Raw genomic sequence first — 20,588 nt, 5'->3', positions numbered from 1 at the left:
TCTCTTTCCGTCAGTAGAGAGGAGTATGGAAATATGACAGAACGTACGGTTGAAATTACTGAAACGGTTCTTAGAGATGCTCATCAGAGTTTGATGGCGACAAGAATGACAACACAAGAAATGTTGCCTATTATTGAAAAGATGGATCAAGTTGGATACTATTCGCTTGAATGTTGGGGAGGAGCTACATTTGACGCAGCTATTCGGTTTCTAAATGAAGATCCATGGGAAAGGTTAAGGGCGATAAAAGAGCGGGCACCGCACACAAAATTACAAATGCTATTAAGAGGACAAAATTTGCTTGGGTATCGGCATTATGCAGATGACATTGTCGAAAAATTTGTTCAAAAAGCTAGTGAAAATGGAATAGATGTTTTTAGAATTTTTGATGCCCTAAATGACATTAGAAATTTGGAAGCGTCTTTAAGAGCAGTTAAAAAATACGGCAAGCATGCCCAGTTGACCATATGTTATACCATAAGTGAAGTGCACACTATTGACTATTATACCCAGCTAGCCAAAGAGTTGGAAAATATGGGAGCCGATTCTATTTGCATTAAAGATATGGCAGGAATTCTTACACCTTACATCGCAAAAAAACTTGTGGGCTCACTGAAAGAAGTGTTAACTATTCCGCTGAGCTTACACACACATGCAACGAGTGGTGTTTCACAAATGACTTATTTAATGGCTGTAGAAGCAGGTGTAGATATGATTGACACAGCTATTTCACCATTTTCGGAGGGAACGAGTCAGCCGCCTACTGAATCAATGGCTATTGCATTAAATGAAGGGTTGGTTGCGACAAAGCTAAATCTTCAGTTACTAGAAGAAATTGCTGAATACTTTAAACCTATTCGAGACAAGTATTTGGCTAATCGGCTGTTGGACCCTAAAATGATGGGTGTTGATCCAAAAGCACTATTGTATCAAGTTCCTGGAGGGATGTTGTCAAATTTATACTCGCAATTAAAACAAGCGAATGCAACTGAAAAGTATGAAGCTGTTTTGAAAGAGGTTCCACAAGTTCGAAAAGACATGGGGTTCCCACCATTGGTAACCCCTATGAGTCAAATGGTGGGAACCCAAGCGGTCTTTAATGTATTAGCCGGAGAAAGGTACAAGATGGTTCCAAATGAAATCAAAGAATATTTACATGGTTCATATGGCCGTCCGCCAATGCCTATCAGTGAAGATTTTAGAAAACAGATTATTGATGAAGATACAGTAATTACAGATCGACCAGCTGACCATATTCAACCAGAATTTGAACGATTGAAAGAAGAAATAGGAACTTTAGCAAAAACAGATGAAGATGTTTTAACCTATGCCCTTTTTCCGCAAGTTGGCAAAGCGTTTTTACAAAAAAAATACGAGTTTCCAAAAGTAGAGCAAAAAAAAGCTGCGGTAGAAATGGAAGAAACGATCAGAATATCAGCCTATATAAAATGAGGTGAATAAATGGAAAAATTTTCTTATTTAGATATAGTAGTAATCACCGTTATTGGACTCCTAGTTTTTTTTTTAGTGCTTATTGGCTGGCAACTCATTCACCAAATGATGAAATTTAGACCGAAAAAATACCAAGAAATAGAATCCTTTTCTCCTGAAAAACAAAATGATTTAGCAGTAGATGAAGATGAAGAGACACGAATGGTTGCAGTCTTAATGGCGTTGATTTTAGCTAATGATGAGCAACAAGACAAAACCTATTGCGTAACAAAAATTGAGCGAATTCGGTAAGGGAGTGCGCTAAATGAAAAATTATGAGATTACAGTAAATGGGAAAATTTATCAAGTTACCGTAAAAGAACTACTAGATGAAGTGAACAAAAAAACACCATCTCTTACTTCAATCACCGATAAAGAAAAGACGAGCACGAAGCAATTAAAAACATTTTCTCAAGAAGAAGTAATGATCACAGCTCCTATGCCTGGAAGAATACTAGCTGTTAAGGTAGAAGAAAATCAAGATGTACATGCTGGAGAAACCGTGTGCTTGCTGGAAGCAATGAAAATGGAAAACGAAATTGTAGCTCCTGTTAGTGGCGTTGTATCTAAGGTGAATGTGCAACCTAGTCAAGCGGTAGAAGCAGGAGAGTCTTTAATTGTCATAGATCCAACTTAATGGTTCTTATATTACAATTTTAGATTCTTGGTAAGGGAGGAGATTTTTTGGACACTTTTTTTTCAGGGTTGCTATCCATTTCACTTGGACAGGTCATTATGATGGGGATAGGTGGATGTTTAATCTACCTAGGTATCAAGAAAAAATATGAACCAACATTGCTAGTGCCAATGGGTCTTGGAACACTATTGGTGAATTTTCCTCAATCTGGCTTAGTCAATCAAGTTATTAATAATCAAGAACAAGAAGGCATTCTAAATGTGTTGTTTGACTTTGGTATTGCGACCGAATTATTTCCGTTGCTAATTTTTATTGGAATCGGCGCAATGATTGATTTTGGTCCTTTGCTACAAAATCCCGTTCTTTTATTATATGGAGCTTCCGCTCAATTCGGTATTTTCTTCACTATTTTAGTTGCAGTTATTTTTGGATTTGATATTTTAGAAGCAGCCTCGATTGGCATTATTGGTGCTGCCGATGGCCCAACATCTATTTTTGTAGCCTTGCAACTAGCGCCTCAGCTATTAGGTCCTATAACGGTTGCTGCTTACTCCTATATGGCTTTAGTCCCAATCGTCCAGCCGATAGCTATTAAAGCTGTAACGACAAAAAAAGAACGAATGATTCGTATGGAATATACATCAACAACTATTTCAAAAAAAAACCGCATTCTTTTTCCAATTATTGTGATTATTGTAGCAGGATTTATTGCGCCTGTCTCCTTGCCATTAGTCGGGTTTTTAATGTTTGGTAATCTGTTAAGGGAATGTGGTGTCTTAGATCGATTAAGTTATACTGCTCAAAATGAGCTAGTAAACATTATCAGCATTTTACTAGGCTTGACTATTTCTATAAAAATGACTGCTGAACTATTCTTAACGGTAGATAGTTTATTAATCATTGGGTTTGGGCTAATTGCTTTTATTATGGATACAGTTGGCGGAGTTTTATTTGCAAAATTTATTAATCTTTTCCGGAATGAAAAAATCAATCCAATGATTGGTGCAGCTGGCATCTCTGCATTTCCCATGTCTGCTCGAGTCATTCAAAAAATGGCTCAAGCAGAAGATAAAGAAAACTTTATCTTGATGCATGCAGCCGGAGCAAATGTCTCTGGTCAGATTGCTTCCGTTATTGCTGGCGGTTTATTACTTGGTTATTTTGCTTAAATCGAGAAGAGAAAGTGGTGAAAAGATGTTTGATGTTGATTATACAGCTTTACAGCAAGGTCTGGAATTGATGGGATATGGCATGTTGGGTATTTTTATTGTGTTAGGTATTCTTTTCTTAGCTTGTAAGGGTTTAGTCAAATGGTTTTCGGAATAAGAGGAATAAATAAGTTTGTTTTGCTTTCTTAATTGTTCTTCGCTATACTTTTTTGAGAAGAGTAAAAGAGAAGGGAGTTATGAAAATGACACAAACGGCAAATGAATTAAGCGACTATTACGATCGATTAAAAACAAAATACGTTGATTTTACAGAACATCCTTTAAACTTAAATATAAAAAGAGGTATACCAAGTAAAGAACAATTGCAGTTGTCTGAACCAATGCTTGGTTTACTTTCTACTCCGGAAGATTTTTTGAGTCAGGGTACGATCGACATTCGCAATTATGGGGAATTAACGGGTATTTACGAAGCTAAAAAGCTTTTTTCAGAACTTTTAGAAACTGAAATGGATGAAATTTTGATTGGTGGAAATTCTAGTCTGAGTTTGATGCACCTCGTTATCGTTTCTAAGTTATTGAACAGAAAGGCAGAGAGTTCTTCTAAGGAATCAATTAAATTTTTATGTCCAAGTCCAGGGTATGATCGACACTTTGCAATGACTGAGAATTTAGGCATTGAAATGATACCAATTGAATTAAACGAGACTGGTCCTGATATGGATGAAGTTAAAAAATTAGTAGCAAATGATTCTGCTATCAAAGGGATATGGTGTGTGCCAACGTATAGTAATCCAACAGGTATAACCTATTCAGATGATGTGGTCGATCAATTGGCTAGTATGGAAACAAAATCTGAGGACTTTATGATTCTTTGGGACAATGCTTATCTTGTCCATCATTTGGGTGAAGATAAACAAAGTGCAAAAAATTTGTTAACAGCTTGTAAAAAAGCTAAAAATCCTGATCGTGCTTTGATGTTTTGTTCAACATCAAAAATTACTTTTCCTGGAGCAGGTGTAGCCGCTTTAGGAGCGAGTAAGAAAAACATTGATTTAGTTGCAAAAGAACTTTCTTATCAAACAATTGGATTTGATAAACTAAATCAAATGCGTCATGTGAAGTTTTTAAAAGATAAGAATCAGGTTGCTCAGCATATGGAAAAACATGCAGAGATTTTGAAACCAAAATTTGAATTGATTCATCAGAAATTAACGGATTACTTTGCTGGTAAAGATGTAGTGGAATGGACAGAACCTAAAGGTGGATATTTTGTCCATTTGACTACGGAAAATGGATGTGCAACTGAAATTGTTGCAGCTTTAGCTAAAATAGGAGTTGCTGTGACAGAAGCGAGTGCGACTTACCCGTATGGCCATAATCCAAATGATAACAGCATTCGTTTAGCACCAACACCGGTTTCACTAGTTGATTTAGATGCTGCAATGGATGCTATTTGTTTGTGCATCGACTACATTAGTGTACAAAAACGCTTAACTTCATAAAAAATAAGGGATAACTTTTGTTATAATGGAGCAATACAGTGTAAAATAAGTATAGAAGTAACGTTAGCTTTAGAAATAACGAAGAATCACTAGGTGCTTACCATGGTTGATTCTACTATTTATTACAGAGAGGGCGATGTATCAATGTCAAAAGGAACATTTTTGTTAGGAGCAGCAATTGGTGGAGCAGCAGCTTATGTGGCAGCTTACTTATTTGCGCCTAAATCTGGTGAAGAGTACCAAAGAGAGTTAAAAGAAAAAACGGAAATGATGAAAGAAACATCTACCGACTACTTATCTATCGCTAAAGAACGTGGTGGAGATTTTAAAGCTATTGCAACAGATGCTGCAATCGGGCTGAAAACAGATATACAATTAGTTTCAAAACAATTAGCAGAACAAATTAAAATGGATTCTCAAATCTTGAAATCTGATTTAAAAGATGTCAAAGATGGTGTACCAGGCAGCAAAGAAAATTTGAAAGCAAACTTAAATGATGCTGTAAAGGAAGCAACTTACACAGCTGGAAGTTTAAAAGACCAAGTAAGTCAAACAGCTTCAGAAGCAAAAGATATCTCATTAGCTGTAGTTGATGAGGCAAAAATGGAAATGGATGAAGCGAAAGCTGTAAATCATCCAGTAAATAACTTTTAAACATTCATTAATCAAAAAAAGAGGCTGGGATAAAAATCCTAGCCTCTTTTTTATATATGACTGTTTATTCTAAAATATACTCCAAAAAACAGAACCAATGTCTATTTTATGAATAAGCGATTCTGTTCTAACCTTTTTTTGTTATTAATTTAGTTTTGCCGTGAACCGTCTTTTTTATAAATAATTACATTTGACTCTTTGTTAGCAGCAATTTCATGTGCACGTTTTACAGCAGCTATTTTTTTATCAAATGTGTCACTTGCCCGTTTAGCTTCTTTCGTTTTTACGACCCAGTGATTTTCTTCATAGAAAACTTCGACAGCATTATCTAATAATTTAGGATTTGAACTTGAAGTGTCATGTTGATCGGATTTTTTTGGGTTTTGTTCTTTTTCAAAAGATTTCTTTTCTTCTTTAGAAGCATCTTTCAGCCATTCTTTAGCTTGAGAGATAGCAATTGGAATAGCACGTTCATCTTCGTATCCATTTGCTAGAAGAGCATTTGCAATCTCAATCGTTTTCTTTCGTAAAAGCGGGTCGAAATTCTTTAATGAGTTAGGGTAATCATTGACATCCCATGGCATAATCATTGTCATCCTTTCTGAAAGCTATATTAACTTTGTTATACCATTTTTAATTTAATTAGACAAATAGAATGAATTTGGAGAGCATTTTAGCTGGAAACTATGAAATTATTTAGGAATAATGGTATATTGGTAAACGGGTAAATGAACGTTGTACATGATAGATAATGAATAATGAATAATGAACAATGAACTAAGTTGGATGAAAGAAGGTTGTTTATGAAAAAAATAGAAAAGGCCGCATTGTTTATGCAAGAGAATAGGGAATTGTTTCAATGTCCTATTTGTAAAGATACGTTTGATCAATTAGAAGGCAATAGTTTGAGTTGTCTAAACGGGCATCTTTTTGATATCTCAAAAAAAGGGACTCTTTATTTCTTATTAAAGGGGACAAAAAACGAATACGATAAAGAAATGTTGTCTTCTAGATTCAATATTGCAACTGCCGGATTATTTCATCCTTTATTAGACGAGCTTTATAAATGTATTATTGAAAAAGAAGACGGTCATACATTAGATGTCGGCTGTGGTGAAGGTTCTCAACTGGATTATTTAACAACACTAGGGTTGAAGGGTCAAAAAATTGGTTTTGATATTTCAAAAGATGCGATTCAATTAGCCGCAAATCATTTTTCAACGGCATTTTGGTGTGTAGCTGATTTAGCTCAGTCTCCTTTTGCTTCACAGCAGTATGATACGATTTTGAATATTTTTTCGCCTTCAAATTATAAAGAGTTTGATCGTCTACTAAAAAAAGGCGGTCAAGTGATAAAAGTTGTTCCTGAAAAAGATTATTTAATCGAATTGAGAAAATTATTTTATCGTGATCAAGCAGAAAAACAGACTTACTCAAATGAAGTTGTGATTGAAAAATTTAAAGAGCACTTTCCCTCAATGGAAATGAAACGTGTAAATTATTCATTCGAACTGACTCAATCATTATTTGAAGACTTAATGAAGATGACACCGCTAAGTTGGGGTGCTAGTCCTGCTTCGAAAGAATACGCTTTGGCTCATCCTCTGCAAAGTGTAACAATTGATGTTTGTGTATTGGTTGGACAAAAATAAGCAGATGTGTGAACGAATTGTGAACTGTTTTTCTAATATATACCGGTTTCATTGAAAATATCAGCCCAATAACCTTGCAACAATACCACAGCGATGTTATATTACCTATAAGTTCTTAAACGTCATTCGTTTTTATCAGGAATCCATCAGATTTTGATAAAAGTTAGTGAATTGTAATAGGCTTAATAACGTATTGTTTCGCAGTGCTGGACACCGAAGCGATGCGTTTTTTTTGTGCTTATTTTAATACTTTACTAATTTTTTTGTTTTTAGGGCTAATTTGCGATAGAATAATAGTGAAGAGTTATCTTATGGGAGTGAAGCTTATGGTCAAAGAAGCAACTTCATTAAAGGAAAAAATCATTATAGAAAGTAAGCGTATTGGGATAGATAAAATTGGCTTTACAACGGCAGAGCCATTTACTGAACTAGAAGATAAACTAAGAGCGCAGCAAGAACTAGGGCATCATTCTGGCTTTGAGCATAAAGTGATCGAAGAACGTATTTATCCCGAATTGATATTTCAAAGCCCACGTTCAATCATTTCAATTGCTTTGGCTTATCCAACTAAAATTGCTGATCCGCCGCCTAGGGTAAAAGGGGAGCGCCGTGGTGAATTTGCACGGGCATCTTGGGGAACGGATTATCATGATATTTTAAGAGATAAAATGAATCGATTGATTGAGTACATTCGTCATGAAGCTGGCGAATCAGTGACATACAAGCCAATGGTAGACACTGGAGAACTGGTTGATGTTGCAGTAGCACAGCGTGCAGGATTGGGCTTCATTGGAAGAAATGGCTTGCTGATTACCGAAGAATTTGGTTCATATGTTTATTTAGCAGAAATTATTACTAATCTTGATTTTGCAACAGACCCGTCCGTCCCTTTTGGGTGTGGCGAATGTACTCGTTGTGTCGACGCTTGTCCAACCGGTGCTTTACTGGGAGACGGACGAATTAATGCCAAACAGTGCTTGTCTTATCAAACTCAAACTAAAGGAATGATGGCAGAACCATTTAGACGGAAAATGGGACACGTTATTTACGGATGTGACATTTGTCAAATCGTCTGTCCATACAACAAAGGGAAAAATGCCCATTTTCATCCTGAGATGGAGCCTGAACCTGAAAGTATCATGCCAAAGTTAAGACCCATGCTGACCATCAGTAACCGAGACTTTAAAGAACAATTCGGTCATATGTCGGGATCTTGGCGTGGTAAGAAACCTTTGCAGCGCAATGCCATTATTGCTTTAGGCAACTACCGTGATAAATCGGTTTTGCCAGATTTGTTGCGTTGTATTGAAGAAGATGTCAGGCCGGTTATCAGAGGGACGGCTGCGTGGTCTATCGCAAAAATCGTTTCTGCTAGAGATGAAATGGTTATTGATTTTTTAACTGAGGCTTTGGCAAAAGAAGAAGACCCAGAAGCTTACCGAGAAATCGATCAAGCAATCGAAGCAATCAAGAACAAAAGAGAGAAAAAAAGATAGTTCATTGATTGAATTATTTTAGGAGGAACTTAGTTAACATGACAAATCATATTGCTTTATTTGAACCACAAATCCCTGCCAATACAGGAAACATAGCACGCACGTGTGCAGCAACGAATACACATTTGCATTTAATTGAACCATTAGGCTTTCAAACAGATGACAAACATTTGAAAAGAGCAGGTTTGGATTACTGGAATGAAGTTCATATCACGTATCACAAAAGTTTAGCTGCTTTTATGGAAGTTGCAAAAAATGGACAATTGCATTTGATTACTAAATTTGGTAACCGTGTTTATAGTGATGTTGACTATGCAGCAATTGAAGAAGATCATTATTTTCTTTTTGGGAAAGAAACGACTGGGTTGCCAGAGGAGTTCATGCGCGAACATGAAGAAGATTGCTTGCGTATCCCTATGAATGACGAACACGTGCGTTCATTAAATTTATCAAATACGGCAGCTATTTTAATTTTTGAAGCTCTTCGTCAACAAAATTTTAAAGAATTAGAATTAACGCACCACTATGAAAATGATAAATTAGATTGAGTTTAAAAATAAACTAGCGTGTGCCTAACGTTGGTTTATTTTTTTGCTAAATAAATGACGGTTATTATCTTAAAAGTAAAGCTTTTCTTAAAATTGCTTAAACGGGTAAATGTGATTTGATATTCTTATTTACAAGAATTATAATAAACAAGAATGCATTCCTATAAATTAAGGAGAGGTTTAGTATATGCCAAGATTAAGAACTGATGATCCAATTGTTATTGTTGGTGCAGCTCGTACACCGATTGGAGCTTATTTAGGAGGATTAAAAACCGTTCCTACAGGAGAGCTAGGTGCTATCGCGTTAAAAGAGGCCGTCAAGCGGGCTGGTTTAACGACTGAAGAGATAGAAGAAGTCATTGTAGGTCAAGCTATGGGAACGCAAGAGGAAAGCAATATTGGCCGTATCATTGGATTAAAAGCCGGATTAAAACAACAATCTACTGGGATGACTATTAACCGGGTATGTGGTTCTGGAATTCAATCAGCTATCACAGCTGTGCAAGAATTGTTGACGATGGATATGGACTTTGTTGCAGCTGGTGGAGTTGAAAGTTTGTCTCGTTCAGAATATTATTTGCCATTAGAATCGAGATGGGAAGGGTTTAAATCAGGAAATTTCCAAGTCATTGATGCAAATTTAGCATTACATATACATGCTCAACCGACTGAGGAATATCCTGAAATCCACCATATGGGAGATACAGCAGAGAAAGTTGCTGAAAGATATAAGATTACTAGAGAAGAACAAGATGCATTTGCTGTAGATAGTCAGCGAAAAGCCGCTCAAGCAATCGAAAGTGGCCGACTTGCTCAAGAAATCGTCCCGGTTGAAGTGAAAGGTCGTAAAGGCAGTCTAACGCTAGTTGAAGCAGACGAACACCCTAGACCTGGAACAGATATGGCTGGTTTGGCAAGACTAAAACCTGCATTTCGTAAAGACGGAAAAGGAACGATTACTGCTGGAAACGCTTCTGGATTAAACGATGGGGCAGCTTTTGAAATTTTCACTAAAGCTTCTGTTGCAAAAGAGCGGGGATTAACTGTCATGGCTAAAATTGTTGACTTTGCTGTAGCAGGTTGTGATCCAAATGTCATGGGGTTAGGTCCTGTCTATGCAATCAATAAAGTATTGGTACAAAATGATTTAAAACTTGAAGACATTGCTATTTTAGAAATTAATGAAGCTTTTGCAGCTCAAACATTAGGTTGCATGAGAGAATTAGGGATTGAACCCGGTTCAGATTTGTACAATCGATTGAATCCAAATGGTGGAGCAATTGCGTTAGGACATCCTTTAGGAATGTCTGGAGCACGTATTATTACTTCGCTATGTTATGAATTTAAAAATCACCCAGAGAAAAAATACGCCATTGCATCCGCATGTATTGGCGGCGGTCAAGGGATCGCTTTACTATTAGAGAATGGATCTGTTAAAGAATGAATGAAAAAAGACTTATAAAAAAATGTCGTGAATCATTAGTGATTCAAACTCATGTTATTTTTCCAAATCAATTAAATAATCACGGAACATTATTCGGTGGAGAGCTAATGAGTATGTTGGATGTAGCAGCTTCAATAGCTGTCACGAGACATGCTCGGACACAATCAGTCACAGCTTCAACGGACTCAGTTGATTTTTTACACCCGATACAACGAAATGATGCAATCACTATTGAAACGTATGTTTCAGGTGTCGGAAGTTCTTCTGTAGAAGTATTTTGTAAAGGCATTGGTGAAAACCTATTGACGGGAGAGCAATATTTAGCTGTCACAGCCTTTTTAACATTTGTTGCATTTAATGAAGATAAAAGTAAAGCTATTGTTCCAATGATTGAACCTGAGACAGAAGAAGAACATTTTGTCTGCAGTGGGTTTGAAGAACGTAAAAAGAACCGTTTTATCAAGCGAGAATTCAATAAACAATTTGCTCGAAAAATTACGTTAACGAATTCTTGGATGGATGAAGATTGATCAAAAAAAGAAGGCTTAGTTAAAAGTCTCAAATCTTTTTAGACATCTTCATTTAATGAATAATACCGTTAGAAACAAAAAAACCTTCAACAGAAATTAATCTGTCGGAGGTTTTTTGTTTGCTTACATTTGGTCTGGAGCTTGGACACCTAGTAATCTTAAATCTTCTTTTAAAATAGTCGCAACAGATTGAACTAATGCTAAACGAGCAGGTCTTTGAGCATCATCTGCAAGGACTTTACTGTTTGCGTAGTATTTGTTGAAAGCTTGAGCTAAGTGAATCGCATGTTTAGCGATAACAGAAGGTTCGAATTTTTCATAAGCACGTTGAACATCAGCAGGGTAGTTTTGCAATAATTTGATAATTTCCCAGCTGTAAGCATCATCTAAAGGATAATTGACCGTTGTGTCAATACCAGCTAAACCAGATTTTCTTATGATACTCATTGCACGAGCTCTTGTGTATTGAACGTAAGGACCGGTTTCTCCTTCAAAACGAACAACTTCTTCAATAGTAAAGTCAAAGTTATTTAACCGATCATTTTTCAAATCGTGGAAGATAACGGCGCCAATACCAACTTGATCAGCGATAATTTCCTTATTAGGTAACTCACTATTTTTTTCTTCAATTTGTTCCAGTGCAGAAGCAACTGCATCATCTAAAACTTCTTCAAGTAAAACAATTTTCCCTTTACGAGTAGACAGTTTTTTACCACCTTGTGTGATTAAACCGAATGGAACGTGGTACATATCGTCAGCCCAGTCGAAGCCCATTTCTTTTAATACGGCTTTCAATTGTTTAAAGTGATTGCTTTGTTCATTTCCTACAGCGTATAAAGATAGAGCAAAATCATACGTGCGTTTACGATAGATGGCTGCTGCTAAATCACGCGTAATGTAGAGAGTAGCACCATCAGTTTTTTTGATCAGTGCAGGGTTTAGATTGTATTTTTCTAAATCTACCAGTGTAGCTCCATCATTTACAGTCAAAACATTTTTTTCTTCTAGTAAATCAACAACTTCTTGCATTTTATCGTTATAGAAAGCTTCTCCATTGAAAGAATCAAATGTAATGTTTAAACGATCGTATACATGATTAAATTCTTTCAAAGATTCTTCACGAAACCATTTCCAAAGATTTTGAGCTTCTTCATCGCCGTCTTCTAATTTCTTAAACCACTCACGAGCGTTATCATCTAACTCAGGTTTTTCTTCTGCTTCTTCATGGAATTTAACATAAAGACGTAAAAGTTCGCCAATTGGATTTTCTTTTACAGCTTCTTCACTGCCCCAAAGTTTATAGCCCACAATCAATTTACCAAATTGTGTTCCCCAGTCGCCAAGATGATTGATTTTAATTGGATTAAAGCCAACTTTTGTTAAAATATTTGCTAAAGCATTTCCGATGACTGTTGAACGCAAGTGGCCCATTGAAATCGGTTTTGCAATATTGGGAGAAGACATATCAATAGGAACATTTCTGTTTTTACCGATATTAGAGTCTCCGTAGTGAGCGCCTTGTTCTAAAACTTCTTTTAAGACAGCAGCACTTACTTCTTGTTTGTTTAAAAAGAAGTTAAGGTAAGGTCCAACAACTTCTATTTTTTCTACAATAGGAGAGTTAACCGTTTCTCCAAGTTCGATTGCAATTTGTTGTGGCGCTTTACGGTAAGTCTTTGCTAGAGCGAATGCTGGAAAAGCGATATCTCCGTGTTCAACTGATTTTGGTTTTTCCAATAAGTTAACGATTTGGTCTATCGATAAAGCGTCACCGATTTGCTCGTTTAAAGCCTGAGCAACTGTTAATTTGTAATCCATTATTTTTCCTCCTATATAAACGTCTTTTGACGCTTAATTTTTAATTTTTTTATAATTTGGGCATAAAAAAAACGCCCATTTTTGATTCTATGCTAATCAAAAAAGAGACGAGGTTTTCCCGCGGTACCACTCTTGTTGTTTTGTCAATTGACGAAACCACTTGTTTTTAGATAACGGCAAACAAAACCGAATAAGCTAGCGTCCACTAAATTTAGATAAACGATAATCATAGCTTAAATCTCTCCGAAGTGCGGTTCCTGAAAGTATCCATTGTTGGCTTACACCATTCCAACTCGCTAAAAATGTTTCCTATCAGTACTCTCTTCATCATAGAGTCAATATAATTGAACTTTAGTCATTATAGCAAATTGCCTAAGAGAATACCAATGTTTTTTAAGAATAGAATTATTATTCACACTTTTGTAAAAATATTGCAAAATATAAGCGTATACATCAATTGTTTGGTATACTAAAAAGGAATAATCGTTTAATTAGAAGGAGGCCTTGCAGTATGAAAAAATCAAACCGACAATTGGCAATCAAACAAATTATTACAAATCATGATATTGCTACACAAGAAGAGTTGTTGCATCATCTCAAGCAAGAAGGGGTTGAGGCTACACAAGCAACCATTTCAAGAGATATCAAAGAGATGCATTTAGTGAAAACAACTTCATCTAATGGCAATGTCAAGTATACGATATTCCAAAATAATCGTATGACTAATGAAGAAAAATTACAGTCTACATTAGGCGATGTTGTGATTCGGCTGACGCAAGTACAGTTTACAAACGTATTGATGACTATACCAGGTAATGCTCATGTTGTGGCTGCATTGTTAGATGCCATTGATTTCCCGGAAATGGTTGGTACTGTGGGCGGGAATGATACTTGTTTAATTATTTCGAAAGACGAAGAAGATGCAAAAAAAATGCACGATTACCTAAAAAAATGGATTGAATTATAAACTTTTAACTGTTTAAAAGGAGGGAATAAGACTGTTATGCCTGAATTTAAATTAGCATCGTTACAAAATGGATCTGATATTCGTGGGATAGCCATTGAAACGGCAGAACACAAACTAACGTTGACAGATGAAAGAATCGAAAACATTGCTTATGGATTTGCTGCCTGGTTGAAAGAAGTAAAACAACTTGGTGTGGAAAATGAAAATAAACCGTTAACGGTTTCGGTGGGACATGATAGCCGATTGTCAGCTGAGCGCATAAAGACTGCTTTCATCAAAGGGTTAACGAATGCAGGTATAGATGTGATAGATGTCGGCCTTTCGACTACTCCAGCTATGTTTATGTCTACTAAATACGATGCTTACAAATGTGATGGTGCTGTTATGGTGACAGCTAGTCATTTGCCTTTTGAATACAATGGCTTAAAGTTTTTCACAAAAGACGGTGGAGCAGAACATGAAGATATTGATTATATTTTAAATCACGCAAGTTGGGAAACGATTACGTGGGACAATAATCAAGGAAAAATTACTACTGGTTCACTATTGGATGAATATGCAAAAGATCTTGTAACTAAAATCCGGGTTGGTATCAATGACAAAGACTATTATGAACAGCCTTTAGCAAGTCGGCATATTGTTGTTGATGCCGGCAATGGTGCAGGAGGTTTTTTTGCTGAGAAAGTACTGCTTCCATTAGGTGCTAACATTAGTGGAAGCCAGTTTTTAGAACCAGATGGCAATTTTCCTAACCATATTCCAAATCCTGACAATAAAGAAGCTATGAAGAGTATTCAAGAAGCTGTCTTGATGAATAAAGCGGATATGGGGGTTATTTTTGATACAGATGTGGATCGTTCCGCATTAGTAGATAGAAAAGGAGACACGCTAAATCGAAACAATCTAATTGCGGTTATCTCGGCTATTTTGATTAAAGAAAATCCAGGTACCACGATCGTTACGAGTTCAGCAACTTCAGAACATTTGAAAACCTTCATTACATCTTTAGGGGGCAAGCAAGACCGCTACATTACAGGCTATCGCAATGTAATTAACCGTGGTATCCAATTAAATAATGAAGGCATTCTTACCAGTTTAGCTATCGAAACAAGTGGTCACGCAGCTCTAGAGGAAAATTACTTTTTAGATGATGGAGCTTATTTAGTAGCAAAAATACTTATGGCCGATGCTACCTTACAAAAAGCTGGAAAAGATTTTTCAGATTTGATTACTTCTTTAAAACAACCCATTGAAACAGATGAAGTCCGGTTTAAAATCTTGTCAGAGGACACTCGTGCAACTGGCGCTAAAGTGATGGAAGCTTTCACATTATTTATCGAGAAAACGAGCGATCTTTCTATTGAGCCGGCTAATTTAGAAGGTGTCCGCGTAAATACTACTGGTCATTATGGTACAGGCTGGATGTTGTTGCGAATGAGTTTACATGAACCGTTACTTGTGTTGAACTTAGAGAGCGATCAAGCAGGCTCAATCCAATTATTAAGAGAGACAATCAAAGATTTTTTTTACAATCAAGTTGATTTAGATTCGTCTCGCTTGTAAAAACCAAATCAAATGGTTTAGACTAGTAGGTGTTAAAATGAATTAAAGGAAGTGTCTTAAATGGGTGAACCATTAGTAGAAAGTATTGAATTGTATAATGGAGTTAAGATTCCTAAATTAGGTCTTGGCGTATTTTTGATGAAAGATGAAGCTGAACTGGTTAATGCAGTTAAGTACGCAGTTGAAGTAGGCTATCGTCATTTTGATACAGCTAAGATATATGGGAATGAAGAATACCTAGCTCGTGGTTTAAAGGAAGCTGGAATCAACAGAGAAGACGTATTTATCACGTCTAAAGTCTGGAATTATGACCAAGGGTATGAACAAACGAAGATTGCGTTTCAAGAGAGTTTAGATCGTTTAAACACAGATTACTTAGATTTATATCTAATTCATTGGGCTGCTCCTAAATATATTGAAACATGGAAAGCCATTGTAGAATTATATGAAGAAGGAAAAATTAAAGCTATTGGGGTTTCTAACTTCCAAATTCATCATCTTGAAGAGCTTAAAAATCAAGAATTGATGCAACCTATGATTAATCAAATTGAAACACATCCTGAATTTCCACAAAATGAATTGCATGACTATATGAAACAAAATGGGATTATTCATGAAGCATGGGGTCCTTTAGGACAAGGGAAATCTGAGCTATTGAACCACCCTGTATTAATGGAAATTGGGCAAAAGTACTTTAAAACTCCTGCACAAGTCATTATCCGTTGGCATTTAGAAAGAGGAGAAGTGGTTATTCCTAAATCAGTTCATGAGAATCGTATTTTAGAAAATAGCGATGTTTTCAATTTTTCTTTAACTGAGGAAGAAATCAAACAAATTGATTCCTTAGAAACAGGAACAAGATATGGTAGCCATCCTGATGATCAAGAAAGACTAGCAGAAACATCTATTAGACCCGTTTAAACTAGTTTAACTAATCAAACGAGCTTAAATAGACAAAACAAAAAGAGGAAAAGCATTTTTATGCTTTTCCTCTTTTTGTTTTTAGTTTTCTTCGTCAGGATTAATTGGGTTCCAGTGCCATTTGAAACCATCTTTTGCTAACAAATTATCGCTTTCTGCAGGTCCCATAGAACCGCTTTGATAGCTAGGAAGTTCTGAATGATCTTGGTCCCAAGCTTGACGGATAACGTCAACGAATTTCCAAGAAGAGGCTACTTCATCCCAATGCGTAAAGTTTGTTGCATCGCCATTTAAACAGTCAAAAATCAATTTTTCATAAGCTTCTGGACTATTAGCGACTGTTTCAGCGGAATGCTTATGTTTAAGATTTAGTGTATCTGTTTCTAAACCAATACCAGCTTTTTTTGTATTTAACTGTAAAGAGAAGCCTTCAGTCGGTTGAATGTAAATACTCAATACATTTGGTGGCAAGTCTTCGTCTACATCTTCACTAAATAGATTTAAGGGAACATTTTTAAAGACAACGTTAATTTGTGTGCCTTTCTCTGCTAGGCGTTTACCTGTACGAATATAGAAGGGTACACCTTTCCAACGGAATGTATCAATTAGTATTTTACCTGCCACAAACGTTTCTGTTTGAGAATCTTCGGCAACGTTCATTTCATTTTGGTAGTTATTTAGTTGATTACCTTTGCTAGAATCTACGCCATATTGTGCACGCACAAAATTATCTTTCACTTCTTCAGGTTTATACAAACGTACAGCGCGTAAAGCTTTGATTTTTTCGTTTCGAATATCTTTATCTTTTAATTTTGTTGGGGGTTCCATTGCCAAAAGAGAAACGATTTGCAGAATATGATTTTGAACCATATCTCTTAACGCACCACTTTTGTCATAATAACCGCCACGTTCTTCGACGCCAAGAGATTCGCTTAAAGTAATTTGGATATTATCAATGTAGCGATTGTTCCACATTGATTCGATCATGTTATTGGCGAAACGTACAGTAGAAATATTTTGTACCATTTCTTTACCAAGGTAATGATCAATACGAAAAATTTGGCTTTCATCAAATACTTCTCGGATTTGTTCGTTTAAAATAGAGGCACTTTCGTAATCGTGGCCAAATGGTTTTTCAATAATCAAACGATTAAAGCCATTATCCGATACTAAACCTTGTTCATTTAATTGCTGAGTGATCGTGCCAAAAAAGTTAGGGGACATGGCTAAATAAAATAAACGATTGCCATTGATGTGATAGCGAACATCTAATTTTTCAGCGAGTTCTTTTAAGTTAACATAATGTTCTGAATCGTTTACGTTATGTGATTGATAGTAGAAATGACTGGCAAATTCAGCAGCATGTTCTTCTGAAAGGGTCAAATCTTTGATTGTCTCCTTTACTATTTCACGATAATAATCGTCCGTCCATTCTCTTCTAGCAGTTCCAATTACAGCAAATTGTTCTTTAAGAAGTCCTTTTTTATATAAGCGATAAAGAGATGGATACAATTTTCTCTTTGCCAAATCTCCGGTTCCACCAAAGATTGTAAATAAAACATTCTGTTCAGTTGTCATCTATCTTAATACCCCTTTTCTAGAACAAAGACGTTCATCTTTTCTAAAACTATTGTACTGGTTTATGCATATAGAATCAATCTTTCAGTGCTTCTTTCTTTTAAAAAGTAAGAATCTTGACTGTATATTCTTCGTCTAATCACTAAATAGTAGCCAATTAGACGGCATTAGATTAAAGACTTTAAACAGATAAAATAACGCTGATTCTGTTTGCTTAAATAAAGGTATTAACAATGGTTTTTTAATTATTATAATAAAGAAGGTTCATCAACCGGAAAAATTAAATAAGCCTTCTAAATAGTGGAGTAGCTAACATGTTTCATGTGTTTAAATCAACTAATAAGTGTTAATGTAACACTGGTTTAAACTTAGAAAGCAAGACCTATGTATAATGGATAAAATTATGCATAGGTCTTGCTTTTTTCCGTTTTATGAGAGGGATACAAGATACACGAGAGGAGCTTTCACTTGGAAAATAAGTTGACGCAAAAGCAAAAAAAGAGTATTTCAGTTGCTGGACTATTAGTAACATTAGGCGTTGTTTACGGAGATATCGGAACTTCTCCACTATATGTCATGAAAGCTTTGATAGAAGGAAATGGGGGGTTAGCTTCTGTTACAAATGAATTTATTTACGGAGCTCTTTCTTTAGTAAACTGGACACTCACATTATTGACATCAATCAAGTATGTATTGATTGCTTTAAGAGCAGACAATCACGGAGAAGGCGGTATTTTTTCTCTATATGCCTTAATTAGAAAAAAAGCAGGTTGGCTCATTATTCCAGCAATAATCGGAGGAGCCGCTCTATTAGCGGATGGGATATTGACTCCCGCGGTTACAGTTACGACCGCAGTTGAGGGATTAAGGACCCTTCCTTCGTATGTTTCCGTCTTCGGAACTGGACAAGGAACGGTTATTCTAATCACTCTTGTGATCATTTCTCTTTTGTTTTTAATTCAAAGATTTGGAACAGAAGTAATTGGGAAGTTCTTCGGCCCGTTAATGTTCCTTTGGATCTTAATGATTGGATGGATTGGATTAGCAAATGTATGGGAAGTGTTTTCCTAGCAACTACCGGAGAATTTGTTTTCTTCGGTGCTCTTCCTTGTGATGCCATTTTAAAGTGTTTTAAAGATGGAATATATTTAAGTAACGAATCGCTCTGTTTTGTGTTATAATACAAAAGATGCAAAAGAGTATCAAGAGAAATGAGGCGATAAAATGGAACAGACATTTGAAAAGTTTGGGTTACAACCTTTTTTAATTGACGCAATAACAGAAATTGGGTTTACACAACCAACTGAAGTTCAACAAAAACTTATACCAGCTATCCAAAATGGGAAAAGTGTTATTGGTCAATCACAAACGGGTTCAGGAAAAACTCATACATTTTTACTTCCATTAGTAAATAAAATTGATCCATCACGCAAAGAAGTGCAAGTGGTGATCACTACTCCAAGTAGAGAACTAGCAGAACAAATTTATCAAGCAGCACTTCAACTAGTCGAAAAAGCACCTACAAAGATTATTGTACAAAATTTCGTAGGTGGAACAGATAAAAAACGACAAATGACTAAATTGTCAGGTACACAACCGCATATTGTTATTGGAACGCCTGGAAGAATTTTAGATTTAGTCACTGAAAAATCTTTATTGATTCATACATCTCCTGTATTGGTTATTGATGAAGCTGATATGACTTTAGACATGGGATTTTTAACGGATGTTGATCAAATTGCAAGCAAGTTGCCGGAAAAATTACAAATGTTGGTATTCTCAGCTACTATACCGATCAAGTTACAACCGTTCTTGAAAAAGTATATGTCTAATCCATTATTTGAACAAATTCAGCCTAAAGCGATTATTTCTCCAACGATTGAAAACTGGCTTATTTCTACAAAAGGGAAAGACAGAATTGATGTTATTTATGAGCTATTAACAATTGGTCAACCTTATTTAGTCATGATCTTTGCGAATACTAAATCTAAAGTTGATGAATTAGCTGATGGTCTTAAATCTAGAGGACTTAAAGTAGCTAAAATTCATGGAGATATTCCTCCACGTGAAAGAAAACGTGTGATGAAACAAGTACAAAATCTTGAATATCAATTTGTCGTGGCAACTGATTTAGCTGCACGCGGGATTGACATTGAAGGTGTGTCACATGTTATCAATGCTGAAATTCCAAGAGACCTTAGTTTCTTTATTCACCGTGTTGGTAGAACCGGAAGAAACAATCTTAAAGGAACAGCTATTACCCTTTATGCGCCAAGCGATGAAAATCTAATTATCGACATTGAAAAGTTAGGCATTACTTTTGATCCAAAAACAATTCAAAAAGGTGAAATAGTAGATACGTATGACCGTAAACGCCGTAAAACTCGTGAAAACACGTCTACTGATACCGTTGATCCTAGACTGAAAAGTATGATCAGTCAAACAAAGAAAAAAGTAAAACCAGGCTACAAGAAAAAAATGTCACGTGCGATCAAAGAAAGTAGCGACAAAAAACGTCGTGTTGAACGTCGTAGTCAAGCTAACGCAATCAAAAAAGCAAATAAGAAAAAATAAATAAAAAAGAGTGGAGAAATTAAATTTCTCCACTCTTTTTTATT

Annotated in this window: 19 protein-coding genes, 1 pseudogene and 1 other annotated feature; of the genes and pseudogenes, 17 read left to right on the top strand and 3 right to left on the bottom strand. The window is 35.8% G+C overall.

What is annotated here, in order from left to right; all coding sequences use genetic code 11:
* Nucleotides 1-33: 33 nt before the first annotated feature.
* The 7 genes from BP18_RS00755 (at nucleotide 34) to BP18_RS00730 (ending at nucleotide 5,453) form a co-directional block, all read left to right on the top strand.
* Entirely contained in the window at nucleotides 34-1,452 is a 1,419-nt protein-coding gene (locus BP18_RS00755) for an oxaloacetate decarboxylase subunit alpha (protein ID WP_007724230.1), read from the top strand.
* Between the two features lie 9 nt (nucleotides 1,453-1,461).
* The gene (locus BP18_RS00750) at nucleotides 1,462-1,743 is read left to right on the top strand and encodes an OadG family protein (RefSeq protein ID WP_007724229.1); all 282 of its coding nucleotides are present in this window, start codon (nucleotides 1,462-1,464) and stop codon (nucleotides 1,741-1,743) included.
* 13 nt (nucleotides 1,744-1,756) lie between these two features.
* A complete protein-coding gene (locus BP18_RS12910; protein ID WP_007724227.1) occupies nucleotides 1,757-2,128 on the top strand; it encodes a biotin/lipoyl-containing protein in 372 nt (123 codons plus the stop codon).
* Nucleotides 2,129-2,175: 47 nt separating this feature from the next.
* Nucleotides 2,176-3,297 carry a sodium ion-translocating decarboxylase subunit beta gene (locus BP18_RS00740; RefSeq protein WP_007724218.1) on the top strand — a complete coding sequence of 374 codons (1,122 nt, stop codon included), beginning with the start codon at nucleotides 2,176-2,178 and terminating at the stop codon, nucleotides 3,295-3,297.
* Nucleotides 3,281-3,454, top strand: coding sequence for an OadG-related small transporter subunit (locus tag BP18_RS12500; protein ID WP_007724210.1), 174 nt, complete (start codon nucleotides 3,281-3,283; stop codon nucleotides 3,452-3,454). Before BP18_RS00740 ends, BP18_RS12500 begins: the two co-directional genes overlap by 17 nt.
* 85 nt (nucleotides 3,455-3,539) lie before the next feature.
* A complete protein-coding gene (locus tag BP18_RS00735; protein ID WP_007724208.1) occupies nucleotides 3,540-4,799 on the top strand; it encodes an aminotransferase class I/II-fold pyridoxal phosphate-dependent enzyme in 1,260 nt (419 codons plus the stop codon).
* Between the two features lie 144 nt (nucleotides 4,800-4,943).
* A complete protein-coding gene (locus tag BP18_RS00730) occupies nucleotides 4,944-5,453 on the top strand; it encodes a YtxH domain-containing protein (RefSeq protein WP_007724207.1) in 510 nt (169 codons plus the stop codon).
* 149 nt (nucleotides 5,454-5,602) lie between these two features.
* Here BP18_RS00730 and BP18_RS00725 read toward each other — a convergent pair whose 3' ends face one another.
* Nucleotides 5,603-6,037 carry a DUF2188 domain-containing protein gene (locus BP18_RS00725; protein WP_007724206.1) on the bottom strand — a complete coding sequence of 145 codons (435 nt, stop codon included), beginning with the start codon at nucleotides 6,035-6,037 and terminating at the stop codon, nucleotides 5,603-5,605.
* 219 nt (nucleotides 6,038-6,256) lie between these two features.
* On the opposite strand from BP18_RS00725, the gene BP18_RS00720 reads away from it, so the two are divergent.
* From BP18_RS00720 to BP18_RS00700, 5 genes are all read left to right on the top strand, one after another.
* On the top strand, nucleotides 6,257-7,105 hold the full coding sequence (locus tag BP18_RS00720; protein ID WP_029276439.1) for a methyltransferase domain-containing protein: 849 nt from the start codon (nucleotides 6,257-6,259) through the stop codon (nucleotides 7,103-7,105).
* A gap of 326 nt (nucleotides 7,106-7,431) precedes the next feature.
* A complete protein-coding gene (gene queG, locus BP18_RS00715) occupies nucleotides 7,432-8,601 on the top strand; it encodes a tRNA epoxyqueuosine(34) reductase QueG (RefSeq protein ID WP_029276442.1) in 1,170 nt (389 codons plus the stop codon).
* 38 nt (nucleotides 8,602-8,639) lie between these two features.
* Entirely contained in the window at nucleotides 8,640-9,149 is a 510-nt protein-coding gene (gene trmL, locus BP18_RS00710) for a tRNA (uridine(34)/cytosine(34)/5-carboxymethylaminomethyluridine(34)-2'-O)-methyltransferase TrmL (RefSeq protein ID WP_029276443.1), read from the top strand.
* Nucleotides 9,150-9,336: 187 nt separating this feature from the next.
* Complete coding sequence (locus BP18_RS00705; RefSeq protein WP_029276444.1) at nucleotides 9,337-10,593, top strand: thiolase family protein; 1,257 nt, start codon at nucleotides 9,337-9,339, stop codon at nucleotides 10,591-10,593.
* Nucleotides 10,590-11,123, top strand: a complete 534-nt coding sequence (locus tag BP18_RS00700; protein WP_007724195.1) for an acyl-CoA thioesterase — start codon at nucleotides 10,590-10,592, stop codon at nucleotides 11,121-11,123. Before BP18_RS00705 ends, BP18_RS00700 begins: the two co-directional genes overlap by 4 nt.
* Before the next feature lie 123 nt (nucleotides 11,124-11,246).
* Here the strand turns inward: BP18_RS00700 and argS are convergent, their stop codons facing one another.
* On the bottom strand, nucleotides 11,247-12,941 hold the full coding sequence (argS, locus tag BP18_RS00695; RefSeq protein ID WP_029276445.1) for an arginine--tRNA ligase: 1,695 nt from the start codon (nucleotides 12,939-12,941) through the stop codon (nucleotides 11,247-11,249).
* Nucleotides 12,942-13,041: 100 nt separating this feature from the next.
* Nucleotides 13,042-13,281, bottom strand: a binding site (T-box leader).
* A gap of 171 nt (nucleotides 13,282-13,452) precedes the next feature.
* On the opposite strand from argS, the gene argR reads away from it, so the two are divergent.
* Genes argR through BP18_RS00680 form a run of 3 tightly spaced genes read left to right on the top strand, consistent with a single transcriptional unit; the run spans nucleotide 13,453 to nucleotide 16,392 of the window.
* Nucleotides 13,453-13,908, top strand: coding sequence for an arginine repressor (gene argR / locus BP18_RS00690; RefSeq protein WP_007724192.1), 456 nt, complete (start codon nucleotides 13,453-13,455; stop codon nucleotides 13,906-13,908).
* A gap of 36 nt (nucleotides 13,909-13,944) precedes the next feature.
* Nucleotides 13,945-15,471: a phosphohexomutase domain-containing protein gene (locus tag BP18_RS00685; RefSeq protein WP_029276447.1), complete on the top strand. Its 1,527-nt coding sequence runs from the start codon at nucleotides 13,945-13,947 to the stop codon at nucleotides 15,469-15,471.
* 60 nt (nucleotides 15,472-15,531) lie between these two features.
* On the top strand, nucleotides 15,532-16,392 hold the full coding sequence (locus BP18_RS00680) for an aldo/keto reductase (RefSeq protein ID WP_029276449.1): 861 nt from the start codon (nucleotides 15,532-15,534) through the stop codon (nucleotides 16,390-16,392).
* Nucleotides 16,393-16,473: 81 nt separating this feature from the next.
* On the opposite strand, the gene zwf is transcribed toward BP18_RS00680, so the two are convergent.
* Complete coding sequence (gene zwf, locus BP18_RS00675) at nucleotides 16,474-17,970, bottom strand: glucose-6-phosphate dehydrogenase (protein ID WP_029276452.1); 1,497 nt, start codon at nucleotides 17,968-17,970, stop codon at nucleotides 16,474-16,476.
* Between the two features lie 468 nt (nucleotides 17,971-18,438).
* On the opposite strand from zwf, the pseudogene BP18_RS00670 reads away from it, so the two are divergent.
* Together BP18_RS00670 and BP18_RS00665 are read left to right on the top strand one after the other, a co-directional pair.
* Nucleotides 18,439-19,023, top strand: a pseudogene (locus BP18_RS00670) (KUP/HAK/KT family potassium transporter); the annotation flags it as partial.
* Nucleotides 19,024-19,194: 171 nt separating this feature from the next.
* The gene (locus BP18_RS00665) at nucleotides 19,195-20,544 is read left to right on the top strand and encodes a DEAD/DEAH box helicase (protein ID WP_035050141.1); all 1,350 of its coding nucleotides are present in this window, start codon (nucleotides 19,195-19,197) and stop codon (nucleotides 20,542-20,544) included.
* Nucleotides 20,545-20,588 lie beyond the last annotated feature (44 nt).

The sequence above is a fragment of the Carnobacterium jeotgali MS3 genome (genome assembly GCF_000745125.1).
In the GTDB taxonomy this organism is placed as follows: Bacteria; Bacillota; Bacilli; order Lactobacillales; family Carnobacteriaceae; genus Carnobacterium_B; species Carnobacterium_B jeotgali.
Note: the sequence above shows the minus strand (reverse complement) of the source record. Positions and strands in the feature narration are given on the sequence as shown.

What these genes read in the sequence shown, in the direction of transcription:
- BP18_RS00755 (WP_007724230.1), top strand. Translation starts at nt 34, where the DNA reads ATGACAGAACGTACGGTTGAAATTACTGAAACGGTTCTTAGAGATGCT.
- BP18_RS00750 (WP_007724229.1), top strand. Translation starts at nt 1,462, where the DNA reads ATGGAAAAATTTTCTTATTTAGATATAGTAGTAATCACCGTTATTGGA.
- BP18_RS12910 (WP_007724227.1), top strand. Translation starts at nt 1,757, where the DNA reads ATGAAAAATTATGAGATTACAGTAAATGGGAAAATTTATCAAGTTACC.
- BP18_RS00735 (WP_007724208.1), top strand. Translation starts at nt 3,540, where the DNA reads ATGACACAAACGGCAAATGAATTAAGCGACTATTACGATCGATTAAAA.
- BP18_RS00730 (WP_007724207.1), top strand. Translation starts at nt 4,944, where the DNA reads ATGTCAAAAGGAACATTTTTGTTAGGAGCAGCAATTGGTGGAGCAGCA.
- BP18_RS00725 (WP_007724206.1), bottom strand. Translation starts at nt 6,037, where the DNA reads ATGCCATGGGATGTCAATGATTACCCTAACTCATTAAAGAATTTCGAC.
- BP18_RS00720 (WP_029276439.1), top strand. Translation starts at nt 6,257, where the DNA reads ATGAAAAAAATAGAAAAGGCCGCATTGTTTATGCAAGAGAATAGGGAA.
- queG (WP_029276442.1), top strand. Translation starts at nt 7,432, where the DNA reads ATGGTCAAAGAAGCAACTTCATTAAAGGAAAAAATCATTATAGAAAGT.
- trmL (WP_029276443.1), top strand. Translation starts at nt 8,640, where the DNA reads ATGACAAATCATATTGCTTTATTTGAACCACAAATCCCTGCCAATACA.
- BP18_RS00705 (WP_029276444.1), top strand. Translation starts at nt 9,337, where the DNA reads ATGCCAAGATTAAGAACTGATGATCCAATTGTTATTGTTGGTGCAGCT.
- BP18_RS00700 (WP_007724195.1), top strand. Translation starts at nt 10,590, where the DNA reads ATGAATGAAAAAAGACTTATAAAAAAATGTCGTGAATCATTAGTGATT.
- argS (WP_029276445.1), bottom strand. Translation starts at nt 12,941, where the DNA reads ATGGATTACAAATTAACAGTTGCTCAGGCTTTAAACGAGCAAATCGGT.
- argR (WP_007724192.1), top strand. Translation starts at nt 13,453, where the DNA reads ATGAAAAAATCAAACCGACAATTGGCAATCAAACAAATTATTACAAAT.
- BP18_RS00685 (WP_029276447.1), top strand. Translation starts at nt 13,945, where the DNA reads ATGCCTGAATTTAAATTAGCATCGTTACAAAATGGATCTGATATTCGT.
- BP18_RS00680 (WP_029276449.1), top strand. Translation starts at nt 15,532, where the DNA reads ATGGGTGAACCATTAGTAGAAAGTATTGAATTGTATAATGGAGTTAAG.
- zwf (WP_029276452.1), bottom strand. Translation starts at nt 17,970, where the DNA reads ATGACAACTGAACAGAATGTTTTATTTACAATCTTTGGTGGAACCGGA.
- BP18_RS00665 (WP_035050141.1), top strand. Translation starts at nt 19,195, where the DNA reads ATGGAACAGACATTTGAAAAGTTTGGGTTACAACCTTTTTTAATTGAC.